Source organism: Sphingomonas sediminicola (assembly GCF_049991885.1).
In the GTDB taxonomy this organism is placed as follows: domain Bacteria; phylum Pseudomonadota; class Alphaproteobacteria; order Sphingomonadales; family Sphingomonadaceae; genus Sphingomicrobium; species Sphingomicrobium sediminicola.
Window position 1 is genome coordinate 2,240,921 of the sequence record NZ_CP178916.1, and the last position, 16,977, is coordinate 2,257,897.

At 60.4% G+C, this 16,977-nt stretch carries 15 protein-coding genes; 5 read left to right on the forward strand and 10 right to left on the reverse strand.

Features of this window, described 5'->3' with window-relative positions:
- Positions 1-114: 114 nt before the first annotated feature.
- Genes ACMC5O_RS11740 through ACMC5O_RS11755 form a run of 4 tightly spaced genes read left to right on the forward strand, consistent with a single transcriptional unit; the run spans position 115 to position 2,386 of the window.
- Positions 115-324, forward strand: coding sequence for a transcriptional regulator (locus ACMC5O_RS11740; RefSeq protein WP_187708629.1), 210 nt, complete (start codon positions 115-117; stop codon positions 322-324).
- Entirely contained in the window at positions 321-974 is a 654-nt protein-coding gene (locus tag ACMC5O_RS11745; RefSeq protein ID WP_187708628.1) for a GNAT family N-acetyltransferase, read from the forward strand. Before ACMC5O_RS11740 ends, ACMC5O_RS11745 begins: the two co-directional genes overlap by 4 nt.
- Positions 964-1,440, forward strand: coding sequence for a helix-turn-helix domain-containing protein (locus ACMC5O_RS11750; protein WP_222949857.1), 477 nt, complete (start codon positions 964-966; stop codon positions 1,438-1,440). The genes ACMC5O_RS11745 and ACMC5O_RS11750 overlap by 11 nt, the downstream gene beginning before the upstream one ends.
- 13 nt (positions 1,441-1,453) lie before the next feature.
- Positions 1,454-2,386, forward strand: a complete 933-nt coding sequence (locus ACMC5O_RS11755; protein WP_187708627.1) for an ImmA/IrrE family metallo-endopeptidase — start codon at positions 1,454-1,456, stop codon at positions 2,384-2,386.
- 47 nt (positions 2,387-2,433) lie between these two features.
- On the opposite strand, the gene ACMC5O_RS11760 is transcribed toward ACMC5O_RS11755, so the two are convergent.
- The 3 genes from ACMC5O_RS11760 to ACMC5O_RS11770 are packed head-to-tail and all read right to left on the reverse strand — an operon-like array spanning position 2,434 to position 5,029.
- Complete coding sequence (locus ACMC5O_RS11760; RefSeq protein ID WP_187708626.1) at positions 2,434-4,080, reverse strand: recombinase family protein; 1,647 nt, start codon at positions 4,078-4,080, stop codon at positions 2,434-2,436.
- Positions 4,077-4,496: a DUF2924 domain-containing protein gene (locus tag ACMC5O_RS11765; RefSeq protein WP_187708625.1), complete on the reverse strand. Its 420-nt coding sequence runs from the start codon at positions 4,494-4,496 to the stop codon at positions 4,077-4,079. Before ACMC5O_RS11765 ends, ACMC5O_RS11760 begins: the two co-directional genes overlap by 4 nt.
- Positions 4,493-5,029, reverse strand: coding sequence for a DUF3489 domain-containing protein (locus tag ACMC5O_RS11770; protein WP_187708624.1), 537 nt, complete (start codon positions 5,027-5,029; stop codon positions 4,493-4,495). The genes ACMC5O_RS11765 and ACMC5O_RS11770 overlap by 4 nt, the downstream gene beginning before the upstream one ends.
- A 266-nt stretch (positions 5,030-5,295) precedes the next feature.
- Here ACMC5O_RS11770 and ACMC5O_RS11775 point away from each other — a divergent pair, with 266 nt between their 5' ends.
- A complete protein-coding gene (locus tag ACMC5O_RS11775; RefSeq protein ID WP_426692902.1) occupies positions 5,296-6,210 on the forward strand; it encodes a hypothetical protein in 915 nt (304 codons plus the stop codon).
- Positions 6,211-6,266: 56 nt separating this feature from the next.
- On the opposite strand, the gene ACMC5O_RS11780 is transcribed toward ACMC5O_RS11775, so the two are convergent.
- The 7 genes from ACMC5O_RS11780 to ACMC5O_RS11810 are packed head-to-tail and all read right to left on the reverse strand — an operon-like array spanning position 6,267 to position 16,863.
- The gene (locus ACMC5O_RS11780) at positions 6,267-6,680 is read right to left on the reverse strand and encodes a hypothetical protein (RefSeq protein WP_187708622.1); all 414 of its coding nucleotides are present in this window, start codon (positions 6,678-6,680) and stop codon (positions 6,267-6,269) included.
- 33 nt (positions 6,681-6,713) lie between these two features.
- A complete protein-coding gene (locus ACMC5O_RS11785) occupies positions 6,714-7,040 on the reverse strand; it encodes a hypothetical protein (RefSeq protein ID WP_187708621.1) in 327 nt (108 codons plus the stop codon).
- A gap of 41 nt (positions 7,041-7,081) precedes the next feature.
- Positions 7,082-8,707, reverse strand: a complete 1,626-nt coding sequence (locus tag ACMC5O_RS11790) for a hypothetical protein (protein WP_426692903.1) — start codon at positions 8,705-8,707, stop codon at positions 7,082-7,084.
- Positions 8,704-9,978 (reverse strand): AAA family ATPase, encoded by a 1,275-nt coding sequence (locus tag ACMC5O_RS11795; protein ID WP_426692904.1) that lies wholly within the window; start codon positions 9,976-9,978, stop codon positions 8,704-8,706. Before ACMC5O_RS11795 ends, ACMC5O_RS11790 begins: the two co-directional genes overlap by 4 nt.
- 17 nt (positions 9,979-9,995) lie before the next feature.
- Positions 9,996-11,855: a DrmB family protein gene (drmB, locus tag ACMC5O_RS11800; protein WP_426692905.1), complete on the reverse strand. Its 1,860-nt coding sequence runs from the start codon at positions 11,853-11,855 to the stop codon at positions 9,996-9,998.
- Positions 11,833-15,222, reverse strand: coding sequence for a hypothetical protein (locus ACMC5O_RS11805; protein ID WP_426692906.1), 3,390 nt, complete (start codon positions 15,220-15,222; stop codon positions 11,833-11,835). Before ACMC5O_RS11805 ends, drmB begins: the two co-directional genes overlap by 23 nt.
- Positions 15,223-16,863 (reverse strand): AAA family ATPase, encoded by a 1,641-nt coding sequence (locus ACMC5O_RS11810; RefSeq protein ID WP_426692907.1) that lies wholly within the window; start codon positions 16,861-16,863, stop codon positions 15,223-15,225.
- Positions 16,864-16,977: the final 114 nt, after the last annotated feature.

Here is a 16,977-nt window from a genome sequence, read left to right on the forward strand (position 1 = left end):
ATTGCCGTCTGGAGCTATATAGTAGCTATTTTTTAGCTATTCAAGAGCCATATTGAATTTATTTCACCTTGATTTTATGATCAGTCAGACTACGTCGGCAGAAGGAGAAAACCGATGTCGAAGAGAACGATGACCCTCAATTTGTCGCCAGAGGAGATGGATGTCCTGGAAGCGCTCAGCCTCAAGAAGGACCTCAGCAAGACCCTTCTCCTGCGCCAGGCGCTCCGCCTTTATCAACGTGTCGAGGAGCGCCTCGAGCGTGGCGAAACCCTGTTCTTCGAGGACGAGGCGAAGAAGCAAAAGGCGGAGATCATGATGCTATGACGCCCCCGGGTCCCAAGAGCATCTCCCAGGTTGCGTTGATGGACGCCGTCTCCGGTGCCGGCGTGCCGGCGGAATTTTGGCAGCCAATCACCGACAAGAACCTCGCGGACTGGGAAGCGCATTGGAGACCCGCCATCCAGGAGCAGTTGGTTCTGTTGAGCGACGCGGGCGTCGAGCGCCATCTCTGGCCGCAGAGCCGCGAGTGGAATTGGCGCAAGAAGCATAACGCCCTTGGCTCCTCGCTCAGCAATGAATCGGCCGCAGTCATGGCCGCCGGCGTGACTCAGGGGATGATGATCGTCGATCTCGATTTCAGGGCCCGCATCGAAGAGCAAGCCCGCCAGCACATGGTCTATATTGACTTCCTCGAGGTCGCGCCCTGGAACCGAAGAACCCTGACCGGTGGAGCGCCGCGGTACGTAGGCATCGGCACGCTCATGATCGGCAAAGCGATCCAACGCAGCTTAGAGCTCGGGTTCAAGGGCCGGATCGGCCTCCACTCGTTGCCCCAGTCGAACGACTATTACGCCAACCAGTGCGGCATGCGTGACTTGGGTTCGGATGCTAATTACAACAAGCTGAGATACTTCGAGATGACTCCCGACATGGCGGAGAGATTCTTGATGAGGGGCGAGCGAAGTGGCCGATAGGATCACACCTGAGTGGTGCCTCGCAATGGCGCACCTCGAGATCGGTCACGAAGTCGGTGCCGGCCTCACCGCCATCGACCCGGTTCCTGACGAAGACACGGAAGGGTCGGATGAGTCCAGACTTGCGCTTGGCCGCTTTGTGAGCCTCGCCAGGCGTGGCCGGGGCATGTCGATCGATACGCTCGCCGAGCTGACCGAGGTCGATGTTGGCGAGCTCCTCAGCATCGAGCGTGATGCGCACCATCTGCCAGACACCCGCACCCTTTACCAGCTCGCCCAGATATTCGGCGTTTCGCAGCACAAGCTGATGGGGCTTTCCGGCCTCACCAGGCCCAAAGACCTTAAATATGTTGATGAGGCGATCCGCTATGCGGCGCTTTCTGAATCGGTCGCGCGCCTCACAAAGGAAGAGCAAGCGGCTCTTGACGGGCTGATTGCCGTCCTCAGCGAACGCAAAGGCAAATGACAGGCGTCGCAGGGTGGCCAAGGGTATCTTTCTCAAGGCGAGAACCGCTGCCGACATCGATGAACGGATCGGCCTAGTCCTTGACCGGCTCGGCAACCCCGAGCCGCCCCTCAATCTTAAGATTGTCCGCTCGTCGCTGAAACTCGACTTTGGATACTATTCCGCCACCGACGAAGGCTTGCTTCAGGAAACGGTCGCGAAGCTGCGTGTCGCCGGCAAGCAGGTGCTCCTCAATCCCATGTTGCTGGTGAGGGCGGTCCGCAAGCTCGACCTTCGCGCCCTCTACCTTCCGGATCAGCGCCGAATCCTGCTCGACAAGGACCAGCCGGTGCTCAAGCATCGGTGGAACGAGGCCCACGAGGTCGGACATAGCCTTCTCCCGTGGCATCAGGGCGCAATGCTCGGTGACGACGATCATTGTCTCATCCCCGCCTGTCATGCGGAGCTCGAGGCGGAAGCTAACTTTGCCGCGGCAAAGCTGCTTTTCCTCCGCGATCGGTTCCGGCTAGAAGCGCGCTCCCTCGAACCTTGCTTCAAAAATCTGGAGATCCTCGCGGAGCGCTACGGCAACACCAAAACTTCAACTTTCTGGCGGTGCATCGAATACTGGGGCGAGGAAGTGCCTATGGTCGGGCTGATCACCGGCCATCCCCATCCGTCGATGAGAAAGGCCGACTTCGACCCGGACGAGCCATGCAAGCATTTCGTTCAGTCGCCTCCCTTCGCCGCGATGTTTTCAAAAATCAGCGAGAGCGATGTGTTCGATCGGATCGTCGAATATTGCGGCCGTCAACGCGGCGGCAGCCTTGGCGCCGCCGAGATTCTACTTACTGATGACAATGGAAATGACCATCGCTTCGAGTTTGAGAGCTTCTGCTATCACTATCAAACTCTGACTCTCGGGATCTATTCCGGCCCGGCCAGCTCGATTGTCCAAGTCGCCTGAGGAGTGCCCACGCGGAGGGCACCGGCGGAAGGCAATCTGGCTGTTGATTAGACGAGCTGGTTCGCTTGGGCCGACCATAGCATCGGAATATCGCGGCCAATCGTCAGTCCGGTGGTAGTCACGCCCGTGCGCTGGCGTCCCTGCAGAATGGCTCCCACAGTAGCCGGTGAGAGAAAGGCCAGACGTACCACGCGAGTGACGTACGAGGCTGTCACTCCTTCGATTCGTGCGAGCTCAGTGATGTCACATTCCCCTTGGGTGAGCTGCTTCCACCAGCGATGCGCCTTCGCCACGAGGTTGATGAGGGACGAGGAGGGTCGCGAGGCCTCGGGTGATCGGCCGTCCGAGTGGACCAACCTGACGATGCCGCCACTCCGCTTGGGCCGCACATCCGCCGACAGTGTGATGGTGGGCGTGCATTCTGAACCTCGAATATTCAGCTCCGCTGCAAGACGAGCCGTTGAAATCTCCACATCGATTCTGTCGGGCAGGAGGCGCACCTGGTCGGCAAACTCAGGCAACGCTGTCTTCTGCTGCCGAAGGTCCTGAGCAATGGTATCGCACCGAGCCACCAGTGCGGGATAGTCTGCGGCACTAACACGCAGTTTTCCCGCGAGCGTCGCTGCATCATTGAACAGGCCCGCAAGGAGCTCCGTGACTTGCGCTTCGATTTCCCGCGCCGGCACGCGCATGCCGATCGTTCCTGCAATGGCGCCGTGATGCTGCAGGCTTCGACTAACGTAGTATCTATAGCGCACCTTGCCCTTGCAGGCGTGCACCGGGATTAACGGCTCTCCGTCGTGGTCAAACAGTTTGCCGGACAATGGACTCGGATTGGCGGCGCGGGCGCATCGCATGCCCCGAAGGTTGGACTTCAGCCGCTTGTGGACCTCGTTCCAAAGCGCTCGATCAATGATGGCAGGGTGCTGACCATCGTAAGTTTCGCCGCGATGCTCGATGTCACCGACGTAAATGGGGTTCTTTAGGATGTGATAGATCTGCCCGCGGGTGAACTGCCTGCCACCGAACCTGCGACCGGCGCCAGATATTCGATCCGGTGACCTGATGCCATCGCGGACCAGCTGCTCGGCAACGACGCGGACGTTCCCGAGCTCGGCGTAACGCAGGTAGATGTTGCGAACGATCGCGGCATGGTCATCGACGATGGCGAGCGTACGCCCGTTCGGTTGATAGCCGAGCGGTGGTGTGCCCCCCATCCACATTCCCTTCGCCTTGGATGCGGCGATCTTGTCGCGGATACGCTCGGCGGTGACCTCGCGCTCAAACTGGGCGAATGACAGCAGCATGTTGAGCGTTAGCCGGCCCATGCTCGTCGTCGTGTTGAACGACTGCGTGACCGAAACGAAGCTTGTGCCTGCCTTGTCGAATGCCTCCACGAGCTTCGCGAAATCGAGAAGCGAGCGAGTGAGCCGGTCGACCTTGTAGACGACGATGATGTCGATCTTGTTTGCAGCTACATCGGCGAGAATCCGTTGCAGGGCAGGCCGCTCGAGCGATCCGCCGGAGAGTCCTCCATCGTCGTACCGGTCGGGGAGCAGCGACCACCCCTCGCTCGCTTGGCTCAGGACGTAGGCGGCGCAGGCTTCCCGCTGGGCATCGAGGGAATTGAAATCCTGCTCGAGACCGTCTTCGCTCGACTTGCGCGTGTAGATGGCACAGCGGGTCTTCTTCATGCCGCGACCTTCTGCTTGAGGCCGAAGAAGGCCGGTCCCGACCAGCGCGTGCCGGTGATCGCCCGCGCAACCTCGCTCAGGGATCGCCAAGCGCGGCCATTCCAGTGAATTGTGCTACTGTCGTCCACGTCCACCACGTGAACGGCACCGTTCCACTCGCGCACGAGCCGCATGCCGGGCTTGATGTCACGGGTCTGCGTCTTCGCTGCTGCGAGCTGGGCGAGCCGTTGCTGTGTCTTTCTCGAGAGGCCGCCGTAAGCCTTTGCTTGCAACTCGTAGGCGAGTGCCAGCCGGAGCAAGCTCGGGCTGACCTTAGGCACCACGGCGCCGGTCACCTGTTTCCACCGCGCGCGGACTTGCGCCGGCGACATTGTCGCCAGCGCTTCCACTTCTTCTTCCACAGACCGCCGCGTCATGCGACCTCGGCGATGCGGTAGCAGGTCGCATCGTCACGCTTCGTCTTCTCGACGACGTGGCCCTTCTTTCGCAGGCCTGTCAGCGCGGCGCGGGTCGTGTGCGGCAACCAACCGGTGGCGGTCACTAGATCGTGGAGGGTCGCGCCGTCGGGGCGCCGTAGCAGCCCGAGAACTAGCTCCTTCTTGCTGCCCTTGCGAACCTCTTGGACACTGTTCTTCTCGTTCTTGGGTGTGCTTCCGTCGCCGGCGTGAGGCTCCGCGCCATCTGCCGTCCGGTCCATCAAGCACCGTCCTGCGGCGGTAATAAACACGGCGATTGGCTGGTCGTCTTGTTCGCGCCAGGCGAAGCGCCGATCGGTGGCCGGCCCTTCCTCCACGAGCGAGCGCTTGAGCAGGAACTGCACGGCTTTGCGCACTCTATCCTCGTCTTTGGCGATACTGTCGACGACGGGGAACAGGCCGCCGTCATCGCGCTGCGTCGCGGTCGAGAGCAAGATCAGCTGAAGGTCATTGAGCTTTGGGTTGTTCGTCATGGGTGGTCTCCTTGGGACCCACTCCAGTGCCGGTCCCACCACCGAGAGCCCTGCCGGTCAGCCGGTCAGGGCGATGCAGCCGCTCGGCGGCCGCGATTCACACGAACAGCAATGCTCGGCTCGAACCTGAAGTCGAATGGAATATTCTTGAGTGGCGCAAGTCATGCGCAGGCGGCGAGAGAGTCCCGTGCCACTATTCAACGGCGGTACCCACCTTATGATGCGTTGACGGATATCGGCGATGCGGCCCGACCATCATGGAGTAGATGTTGGCGACTAATTATCCCCTGGCCTTCGAGGGTCTTCTCAAACCGCTGTTGGCCAGCAAAAAGACAATCTCTGTAGACAAGCTCTTCGCATCGCCCGACCTTGGTACGGTCACGAAGGCCACGAAGCTAAAACACCTGAGAGCTTTCATCAGCGACAAACCGAAATACGTCGGGACAGTTGAGGGCGTGCTACCGGCTGACGCCGTCTTGTTGGAAGCTATCGAACAGCGGCTCGGGGCCAAGATTGCCGAGAGTAACATTGTCCAAGCCAATCAAGAGTGCACGGACATTGTAAGATCGGCGGCAGAGCCCGTGGTAGCGACCTTCGTTGGAGAGTCCCTGTCTCGGTATGTCTCGGGAGGTAAAATCGCTTCGCCGATGGCTGACCTGGTTACTTTTCTCCTCGATGACTACGCTTCGTTTTCACGAGGAGCCGGGAATGGTCTTGTCTCCACAGCGGGCCGGATGAATGAAAAGCTCCTGGTGGCTTGCCTAGAAGAAAAGGGCCTGAGCCACGGCGCAAACTTCACAAAGACAGGCACGAACCTGCAGGGAGATATCGTAATTCACTCGAAGGCTGGAGCGAAGAAGAACCTGCACGTCGAGGTGAAGAGTCACCACGCGAGAGAGCGCCTCCTTCGCGGGCTTAACGACATTACAGGTGAAAAGGTCGGCGCTGGCTACTTCGTGGATCCAGCTGAATTTGGGCCGGGCCGAACACAAACGCTGCTACAGAGCCAAGCTGCGGCAATCTACATGCCAGACAGCACTCTCAAAAAAGTCGATCAGAATGCCCTGGCGATGAAGACGAACGCAGCAGTCGCCTTTGGCAGCCGGTTCTATCGACCGCTCGAGCAGTTCGCGACCGATATGCAGGCTTTCTCGCAGACGGGCGCGCTTCCCACGTACTAGATCCGGAACTGGCAGCTCGTGTGCCCGCGGGCGGTCGATCCGGTATCGCCAGTCACCTACCCGACGTGTCGATCGCCTTCAACCGAGCTCCAACAATGACCACATTCGGGGCAAGAATAGTCGTTATCCGTCCGATCGTATCTGTGATCACGCTCGTGTCGCATTTTCACCTGCTTTTTGTCCTCGACCCAGCATGCAGGGCAGTGAGGGATCGCGATGTCAGAGCGAGCGCGGTGTAGGCGGGAAAAGGACTCGATGAGCTTTGCTTCGAGTGACAGGAGCTCCTCCCTGATCTCTGTTTCGACGCGGGCATACGCAGCCTTTTGCAGCTCGGACCCATCGAACGGGTACAGGTCTTGCCAGTCATGTCGCCGTCGGCACGCGATAAGCCATTTCTGGGCCGCGTCGGCGGCGATGTCTTCCGCATCGTAAAGCAGGTCGGAGGCCAAGGACTCCACCGCGCCGTTCATTCGCGTCTCCCCGTCTTGCCCAATGGCACCGCGTCACTTGCGGAGAAGCGACACTTCGAGTGAATGAGGACCGACACGATGAATGATCGCGTGGTCGCCCTCGCTGGCGCCAGTACGCTTGAAGAAATCAGCGACCGCGCTTCGGTTGCGAAAGATCATCTTGGTAGCGTCGATATCGGTGTCGACGGTCTCGCCCGGTAGAAACGACACGGTGAGGTTGTCTCCGGCTGACTCCGAGTTACTTCCCCCGAGCGAGCCGGCTGGCACCAAGTGCTTTGCAGCCCTGACATAGATGTGGTTGTTCCTCATGTTGCCGGCCGTCAGGGGAATGAGCACACCTGCCCTGTCATTGATACTCAAGTGATTACTCCGTTGATGTGCGTTCCGCAGATCGGGCCGCACTAAGCGCCTAGCTTCTTTACGCGCCGGCTCTTCTTCGGCTTTCCGCCTAGATCGGCGGAAACCTGCAGCAAGCGTTCGACGTGGAAGTTAAGTTCATCGCGGTCGAGCGTTGCAAGAGGCAGGCTTGCCATGGCAACCACTTCTTCCTTTCCATCGACCTCCCGCAGAGCGACCGTAGTGGCGTGCTCCCAAGCCCCCGACATCATTTTCTTGAGTACCGCAACGCTCGGCCTTGCACCGAGCACCATGACCGGGGTGACTAGGTTCACTACCGGGTTTGCAGGTGCTGAGCTCGGACAGTCCTCGACAGTTATGAACTCGCCCTTGGCCTTGCCTGAACGGATACCGATGCGGCCGGAGGCCTCGTCGAGCTCGACCTTGTAACCGGCTTCTTGGATCCTCGCCTTGAGCATGACCATGTAAGCAGGTGGTTCGACCGCTTTCTCGAGCGCCTTGTTCCCGGCGATCGTGACCAGCTGATGCCGGGTAAGGTCACCTGCTATCCGGCTCGTTTCGACCTTGACCTCGACTGCCTTGCCGGCCAGCAGCCGCTCGCCAATCTCGAGGACCGCGTCCATTCGGGCGGCGGGTGTCTTTAGAGCCTCGTCGGCGCGAGAAAGGCCAGCGAATGCATGCACCGCCGCGGTTACAAGGGCGCACACCATCGAGCCCGCCTCGAGGTTCTCTTCAAGATCGTCCAGACCTGAAGGCTCGTGCGAGAGGATGATTGCCAGAGCAGCTCGCCGCCCGATCTTCTCGTTATCGGCCAGGCTCGGAATGTCGATCTCGGCGTCTATGACTTTCTGGCATCCCCGGACCCAGGACTCGGCCTCCGCGCCGAGGCTAATCACGCTAGCCTCGATATCCGCCAGGAACTCTCGGCGATCGAAGCCCTTTTTCCCGAAGCGCTTGCGCAGTGCTTCCACCGCCGCACTCCAAATGCTCGAGTCTAGACTCGACGAGCGTGGCTCCAGGGCATGCAGCAAGCTCCGCGCGTTTTCCGCTATGCCGTTTCCGGGATCCTGCAGGAACCGACGAAGCGCATCGTCGAACTGGCTACCGGCCAGGAGAGAAACCACGCCGGCCCCGAATCCGCCGAAGAAATCCAGGTCGGTTCGCCGCGGATTGGCCAACGGCGACTCGATGTTGAACTTGCCCGGCCTTTCAGGCTCGTCGGTTACCGGCCATTTCACGACCTTCTCGACGAGGCTTGTCGCGACGTCGGGAAACGCATCGTACGAGGCGACGAAGTTTGCGAGAGACCCATCATCGCGGAAGCCAACCCACTTGATGTTGGTCACCCTTACAGGACCGGGGAAGACTGCCGGCTGGCCATGCTCTGGCGGGGGCCCTTCGCGGGGGATCGCCACGATCACCCTGTCGCCGGGCTCACCTTCCGAAAGAGCCCATGTCGGCACGGAATCGTTGAACCCAAGAAGGCCCTCACCGGCCGGGGACTGGAAGTCCTTGGCCGCGTCTTCCTTTAGGGAACCGCCAACGTAACCGGATGCCAATGCAAGCGCGAAATTATCGGCGTGTAACGGCACGAGAGCCTCCCAAGCGGAATCCCTACGATCGCCTCGCGGCTCCAGGTCTAGCTCGAGGGAGCGCGTATCGTCCGTCACTCGGCTGCCTCCACTTCTTCGAAATTGTCGTTCGCCTCGATCATCGTTTGGAACTTGCCGATGCTCTGGTCGAGGGGGCCAAGCCCGACGTATCGACACAGCTTCGTTGAGGGTCGCGGAAGAAGCCTTGCCGAAGCAGGCAACCCGGCCGCTGGATCGATGTCCTTGAACACGAGGTAGAGTTCAGAGCGAGCACGAGAGCTCATGACGTACAGGGTCATTCTCTCGTTGAGGAACCCTGACGTATCGAGGTTCATGCCCTCCATCCCCAAGAAGAACACGATGTCGAACTCGAGCCCCTTGGCGGACTGCGCATGTAAGAAGGTGATCGTGTTCCCGCTGTCGAAATCGAGCTTGTCGTCAGTGTGATCCTTGTCGCGGCTTAGGTACATTTGAAGCCGCGGGGGCTTCTCCACTCCGGAGAGACGGGACTTCACCTGGTTGTAGGCCCGTTGCACTCCGCGCTTTCCGCCGCAGACGATGACTCCTACTTGCTTGCCCGGGTTCAACTTGGCCTTGCGGACTATGAAGTCAGCAATGTCACGGTCGTTCGCTGCAAAGACGACCTGCGGATGTTCTCCATCGGCGTCAGGGAGCTCGGAGATCCCGCTCTCGTTGCCGACCTGGAAGTGCCTGGCAAACTCGGCGATTGGCCGAGTATTTCGGAAGTTCTTCTTCAAGACGAAGTTGCGATCTTCCACGCCGGAAATGAAGAGATTGTTCCGGATGTCCTTTATCCGGCTATTCCGGTCAGCCTGGAGTCGCTGGTTGTCATCCGCGAAGATCGTCACCTGGGCCGGGACCCCTCTTGCCTCCAGCTGCTTCAGGATCATTCCGAGTGCCATGTACATCTGTGGTGGAAAGTCTTGGCCTTCGTCTACGACGAGGTGGCCCCAGGAGAACTTGGCGCTCGCGCCGTTCTGACAGGCATTGAGGACCCTCGCGCAGATCTCGTTCCAATCGTGGGTCCAATTATCTCCTACGACGGTTGGTATCCCGGTGCGGGTTGCACCGTACCACCAGCTATTGGCCCACGAGTGCATCGTGCTGACGTCGACATCTGGCGCGACATTAGAGCGGGTGGAGGTGTACTTGGCCAACACCTTGTTGAACATGATCACGTGCGGTTTCTGCCCCAACTTCTGGAGCTTCTGGGCACGGTGAAATGCCATAACGGTCTTGCCGGTCCCCGGCGGCCCAACCACGAGTATCGCGCCATCGCCGGGCGCCTCCCCGTATATGCGTCGCTGCTCGCGGTCCAAGTCACTCAAGGAGGGGAAACGCATTCCTATACCTCCAGCACGGGGCTGAAAAAGCCGACTGGCTCGCTCACGCCTCGACCATTTTTCCGGCCATCGCCGGAAACGAGGACGCGATCGAGAAGAACATTCGAGAAGGTGCAGCTCGTCTCCGCAACCAACGAGCAGGCGTGGCAAGCCGCGCGGTTAAGCCCGTCAACGCCTTGCGCGTCGAGTTCACGGCAAACGGGGTCCCCCGAGCACCACTGGCTACGAGATACTGCCCGGTAGATGACGTCTTCCAGTCTGTCTGGAGCCCCCATCTCGCTTAGGCCTCCCATCGAACCCTCAGCGTCCGAGTCCGCCGTATAGATCAGTAGACCGGCATAGGGCTCTGAATCGGTGCCGCAGTAGATGCGCTCTCTGAGCGAAGTCGACGAATACCCGCAGTCGAAAGACAACTGGTTCAAGAGCAAGTGCGCGAAGGTGTGCACCATGACGAAGGTGGGGTTCGCATTGAAACCCATCCTTCCCGGGAGCCCGAGCTTCTCGGCGGTCACGAGGTGCGATGCAGTGAACTCCTCGATGGCTTCCTTGTTCACCGTGCGCCACTTGTCGATTGCCGCGTTGGAAAACTGCAAGAACACGCCTTCGCCGAGCACCATCATGGCGGGCAACCAGTCTGGTTGCGGGCGCCCGAGCGAAGGCGAGACCATCGCGTGTTTCTCGGAGACGTTTCGACGCTGAAATCCACGGAACGCACGCACTTCGCGAAGGCGCTCTACCCTGACAAAGCGCTCGAAAAGGCCATCGAGCTTGAAGCGGGAGGTTGGTTTCGCTGGACGTGCAATTAGCCACCGACCGTCCTGCCCTCCGGGGTTCGCCAAGACCGGAAACTCGTCGTCGAGAATGCCCTGCTGGCTGAGCTCCTCGATCGAGCCTCCGGGTGGATCGCTTTCGCCAGCGGAAATGTCGGCGGTGAAACACGCGATCGAATCGTCGCTAGGCATTCCGACCTCGCGACCACGAGCTTCAACACCATCTCTAAAGGCCTGGATGGCGAGCGTCGTGTCGCCCTTGTTGAATTCGACCAGGTTCGATGCCGATTGGACAAGGTTCTGGTAGATCTCGTCAGACCGCAGCTTTTCCCACGAGTCCTTTTCCGCGTCGCCGTCGATATCGAGCGCGGAAACAACCGACGCATAGTGAAGAGAACTCGATCCCCGTGGCTCCATGTAGAGAGGCGCGGGAGCGACGGGGTTCTTCTTGTTACCAGCGTCGATGCACGACGACGTCGCCTCTCCGGGTTGGTAACCTCGGCATTTCTGCGGAAGCGCTCCATCGGCGATACCCTCGAGATTGCCAGATGCACCACAGCTGCAGCGTATGAACATGCTCGAGAAATCGCCGCCGCTCTTCCCCGTAACTTCGAACCTCAACCTCGAGGTCGAGCGCGCGCAGGCCCCCTGCTGCGCAGGCTGGTGACCGCGGTGCGCCCACCAGTACCAATCAATCTCGTCTATGTGCCCGTTGTCGCAAGCGGCGATGAAGCGCATCGGGACAAGGCGCGCGTTCTTGCACTTGCCCCCGTCGCAGGTAGGCCGCGGAAGCGTGCCATCTTCCTTGGCCAACTCCTTGTCCTTGTCGGGCGTCCACTTCGTCATCTTCCGGCACTCGGGGCAGAAGTGCCAATGCGGAAAGCGCAAAATCGCAACGGACTCGATCGGCTTCTTCAGTTGACGCGGCCGGACCCGGTCGGTGAGTGAGCCGACCTCGATCTTCTCCAGGTTGTAGCCCCGTGGCCAGCTGCCGGTCCCGCGGACGAAGAACGACTGGCCGTCGATCTCGCAAAGCGAGCCGACCCCAAAAGGAGTGATCAACTGGGCGCTACGAATGCTTGGCTTGGGCAATGCCGACGTCCTCCAGTATGATTTCCTTGTCGACGTGCCTCATCGATTGCAGCGTGAACCAGCCGGCTCCGTCTATTTTCTTATTGTCATAGCGAACCAGGAGATGCGGGCGCCTTTGCTGGCTCGCGAAACAGTATTGCAGCCCCTCGACCGAGCGGGCCCAGCCTGCCCATTCGGCGACTTTCTCGGCCAACTTGCTCGAGATGCGCTCCCTTTCTTCGGCTTCTTGCTCGCCGTCATAGGCATCCAAGAGTCGCTGCTCGAGACGTTTGATCGCAGCCGCTATCGAAGGGCGAGACGGGTCAAATTGGTTGGCGGCAGAGTTCCGTTTTAGTCCAGCTCCGTGCCGAACCACTGTCACCAACGCGGCATGGAGTCCGCGCTCGATTGCCGGCAGCGCCCCGGGCGTCACGCTGGTCGGTTCCACGAAGCTGTAAAAGCGCTCGTGGTAATCGCGGAACGCCTCGTAGTGCGAGCGATCCCTCGGCTTGCTCGGCGAATAGGAGGCCACCACGAGGCCGGGCACTACGCCTCGTCCGACGCGGCTCGTCGCCTGGATGTATTCTGCACTGAGCTTCGGCTGCCCGTTGACCATCATCAGGCCAAGGCGATCGATATCCACGCCAACCGATATGATGTTCGTACAAGGCACGACATCGATCGCAGGCTGCTCCGGGCTATGTCGGCGCGCCAGTAGCTGCCTTGCCCTTGGAACGGGCGTCTCCGCGTGCGCCTTCAGCTCCAAGATGTCGAAGTTGGAGGGTCGCTCGAGCGGCTCGTCCGAGGCATAGACTTTCATCCTCGTCGGGATCTCGTCCCGCGTCGCATTGACGATCCGGCCGAGCTCTCGCTTGCTGTTGTGGTAAGCAACCAGCGTCCAGTAAGAATCCGTCTCGTCGATCGAAAGACCTCCCTTCTCAGCGAGCTCGTAGGAGGACTGCAGCAGCGTGGCCATTGTCCACGAGGCAGCGACCGTCGAGCGAAGTCCCTGCGCCATGACTCCGGCGTAGAGACGCGAACGCTGCTTGTTCCCGGTGTCGAGCTTCGAGAAAAACGAGTCTTCTGCACGCAAGCCGGGCGAGGGGAACACGGCCGAAGGCCGGCCGTAGATCCTGCGGCACTGGACCGAGGCATTCCTGATCGTCGCCGTCGAGGCGATGACTTTCGGCGGCTTCCCATGGGTGGCCATCACCGTCTCGAACGCGGCCTCGTAAATCCCGGCGAGGGTGCCCAGGGGGCCGGATATCAGGTGAAGCTCGTCCTGGATCACGAGCGACGGCGGAGAACGGTCGGTGCCAACACCGAGCAAGGCACCGCCGTTTTCCTTCCAAGGAATCATCGCGAACTTGTCGATAGTCCCGAGCAGGAACGAGGGTGGCGCGCGGAGCAACTGCTCGTCGATGAAGTAGACGGGCAAGGCCTCGTGAAACGCGCAGTCTTCTTCCGGGCACCGCGTCACGAAGCTATTCGCAGTGGCGAGGAAGCCGTAGTAAGACTCGTCCGCGCTACCATCCGGCTTCGCCTTCCTACTCTCGGGCACGAGCAGTGTCCCGCACGAGGGGCAACTCTCGATTGGAAAGGGATTGACGTCGCGAGGGCGAGCCGCGTCGAGCAGTTCTTGCGTCGGCGCAAGGGCACCGTCCTCGCTGCCCGCGAAGGAGTTGGGGCTTACTTCTCCACCGACGAAAAGCCCGATCGAGAACTCGTCGTCACCCAGGGAATTGTCACCATTCGTGGCTACTTCCCGCCTGATCATTTCCATGGCGCAGATCATGCCGGCGGTGCGCTGGAACTGGTCCGCGGTCAGGAACCGGTACGTGTAACGATTGATTACGCCGGTCCCCCCGCCTGCCTTTCCCTCGACGATACGCCGCCGGAAAAGCTCGAAGGCCGAGACGAAGAGGTACGCCTCGGTCTTACCGCCGCCCGTAGCAAACCAGATGACATCGACGAGGTCCCTGTCGGGTAGTTCCTCTCCGGCGAGGGACGGGAGCACGAGTAGAAAAAAGGCCAACTGGAATGGGCGCCACTTGGCCGTGTTTTGAAAATAATCGATCGCGTCGGTATCCGCCTTTCCCAGGGCGAATGGCCCTTGCAAGCCGTCCTTCCTGCCGCGCCCTGACGCTCGCGCCGAGTGTGACATGGCCATGAGCATCGCGCGGTTTGCTAGCATGAAGCAGCGAGCGGCATCCTGGTCGCCACGGAGAATCTCGATGCCCTGCCGCATCCGCTCGGCGCTACGACGGCATCGCCGCAGCATCCTCTCGGCATCGCTCGCCAGCTCACCATCGATCGAGATCTCCGCTTGGCTGGCGATCCACTCGTCATAGAAGTCGACGAGCCCGGTCAGCCGCGTAGTCAGCTCGTCGCCGCTCAGCTCTCCGCTCGCCAACGGCGCAACCCTGAACAATTCTTCGTCCGGGAAAGTGTGCTGCACCCCGTCCTTGGACACCGACAGGTTGTCGAATACCGGTCGCCAGACGTGTGCGGTGGGAAGGGCCTCGGTCTTGACCCAGGGGCAACGGCCATCATCGACCTTCCAGTCGGTCGCAACGCCGTGCCCGACGGCGTAGGGTCTTTGCTCACCATAGATAACGCGAAGCTCACGCTCTTCGTCGGTAGGAGGCACGTACCTAGCTGCCGGGTACTTGAGGACCTGGCCCTCGACGGCCTCTGCCAGGATCGAGACTTGGTAGAGCGTCTGTTCGCTCGACCTGGCGTGCTTCGCCTCGCCAGAGTTAGAGACGCTTATCGTAAGTAGAACGTCGTCATCCGGCAGTGTCCTGGAAAGGACCTCGAGGATAGCTCGTTGCTCGAGGATCGCGGCCGGCTCGAGCCCTGCTGCACCTACCTCGTGGACCGAAGGCTCCAGTTTGCGACGTTGCCACCGCTGGTTACGCCTGCCCTGGGAACGCTCGCTAGTTTCTTCCGGCAAGGTCTCAACGGCAACATCGGCTGCCTGCGCATTTTCACGGGAGCCTGGCTCTACAACGGGAACGTTCTCGCGGCTTTCCCTGCTGGCTTCCTCGCCCTCTTCTAAAGGCGAATAAACCGCGGCTTCGACCTTGATCCTGATCCTGCTGCCCCGGGCGACGCACAGTGACATGCCCATGGCAGAAGGGAGCATGGCATTCGACATGCTGAGAGGATCTTCCGCGTCTTCGTCCGATGCATCTTCAGCCTCGTCACCGCCAAGATCAGGCGCGGTTTTCTCGGCCCGTGGGAAGAGCATGCCCATCATGTATGCGAGGCTCATGCGACCATCGATGATCTCGTCTGCGTGGGTGCCGCTGGGCCCCGGTTCTCCGAGGCCTGGGCCGATGAGCCTAGCTCGCACTTCCTCGAGGATCTTGTCCCTACCCAGCATTCACTTGTCCCCCTGCCTCGACCCAGCTGAAGCAGCTTTTTCGGTGAGTTCCGTAACCGAGCTTCGCGTGGCCACGAGCACCAAGGCGTGGTTCGCTCGCGAGATGGACTTGTACGCGCTGGAAGCGAAATCTTGGCCTCCCAGACCGGCGACGCAGACAAGCGGTCGCTCGAGCCCCTTGAAGTCCTCGATCGTCGCGACGAGGACGCAATCCCGTGGCTTGCCGCCCAGGGCCCTCTTGCTCAGCGCTTCCGCTCGCACGTTTTTCGCAGACAGAAGTTCGACGGCGTTTTCGGCGTCCGCCGGACTGCAGACCAGGAGCGCGATCGAATTGCGCGGCAGCTGGTCGTCATTGCTCAGCCACTTGCGGACCGCCAACGCGGCCTGTGGCAAGATCTCGCTCTCGTTTTCGACCAATTGTAGATCGACTGTGCCACTGTCGGGCCGGCTGCTCCGCTTGCCGACGTCGGCTCCTGCGAGAAGCTTGATAGCCTCGACGATTTTCCCAGCGTTCCGAATGTTGTTCTTGAGGCTTGTAGCGACCCCGTGGATCCTCAAGTACCCAAGGCAATCCTGGTCGACAGGAAAACTCGGCGAGACCTGGTAATTGGGATCACCGAACCAGCGCCACCGACCCTTTTCCCAGCCTCCCTCGAGAACGCTCTCGACCAAGTCGAGACATTCAAGGGAACAAAGATCTTGCCCCTCGTCGACGATCAGCACATCCCACTTTTTCCCGTCGTCTACGAACTGCGAAACCTCCTCGATCGCCGCGACGGTGACATTCTCGGGCAAACCTTGGTTCGCCAGGAAAGTAGCAAGGTAGTGGCTTCTCGTGACGAGGAGCACTGAGCGGCCTTCTGCTGCCTCGTAGCGAGCGCACGCGGCGGCGACGAAGGTCTTCCCGGTGCCAGCCCCGCCCGTCACGAGTATCCTGTCGTTGTCGGAGATCGCGTCGAGTTTCTCGTACTGCTCGTCCGTGAACTGGTAGAGCCGCTGCTCCACGTCGCGGAGTTGACTGTTCAGAGAAGGGACCTGTTCGAAGTTCGGTCGCAATGAACCGGCGATTGCCCTTACCGTCTGGGGCGCGAGGTCAACGGGGCTGCGTTGCTTCGAAGCCCAGTGATCGTAGGCCCCGGCAAGGAACTTCTTGAAGCTGTTGTGTCCCTTGCACTCGTCTTCGTAGGCCGTGATCTCGTCGGGGTGCTCTGGCAAAAGCGTCGACCCGTCGCTCGCGAACCTAGGGATGTCCGTGAACACGACGGCCCATCCGCAAGGCACGCCCTTTAATTCCCGGTAGAATTTCGGGTGCAGGTAGTTCTTCTCGAGAGAAAAATAGGCGGACTTGGCCTGCTCAGCCGGCCCCTCCTTTTTCCGGTTCGTTTCGCCCTTGCGGTTCGTGAACTCCCAGATCCCGTCCTTGCAGGCGACGCGTCCGCCCTTCACCTCGAGGAGGAGTATTCCCCGGCGACTGATTAGGAAGAAGTCAGCCTCGCCCCAGCGCTTGTACTCGTGGTGGCCAATGTTGAGTGAATGGAGCCCGATATCGTACGCACTGAAGTCGATTTCAGCGAGGTAGCCGAAGATCGTCCGCTCCGCCGCGGAGTCACAGCTTAGTACCTGCGACGGAATAAGTCTCATTGCCCCCAACACACCAAGCCATATCAATCAAACGCCCCGAGCTCGGCCCGATTTCATTAGGTAACGACCGTAAGGTCGGCAAGTCCGCTCGCTTCTATATCAGCGTTTGCCTTG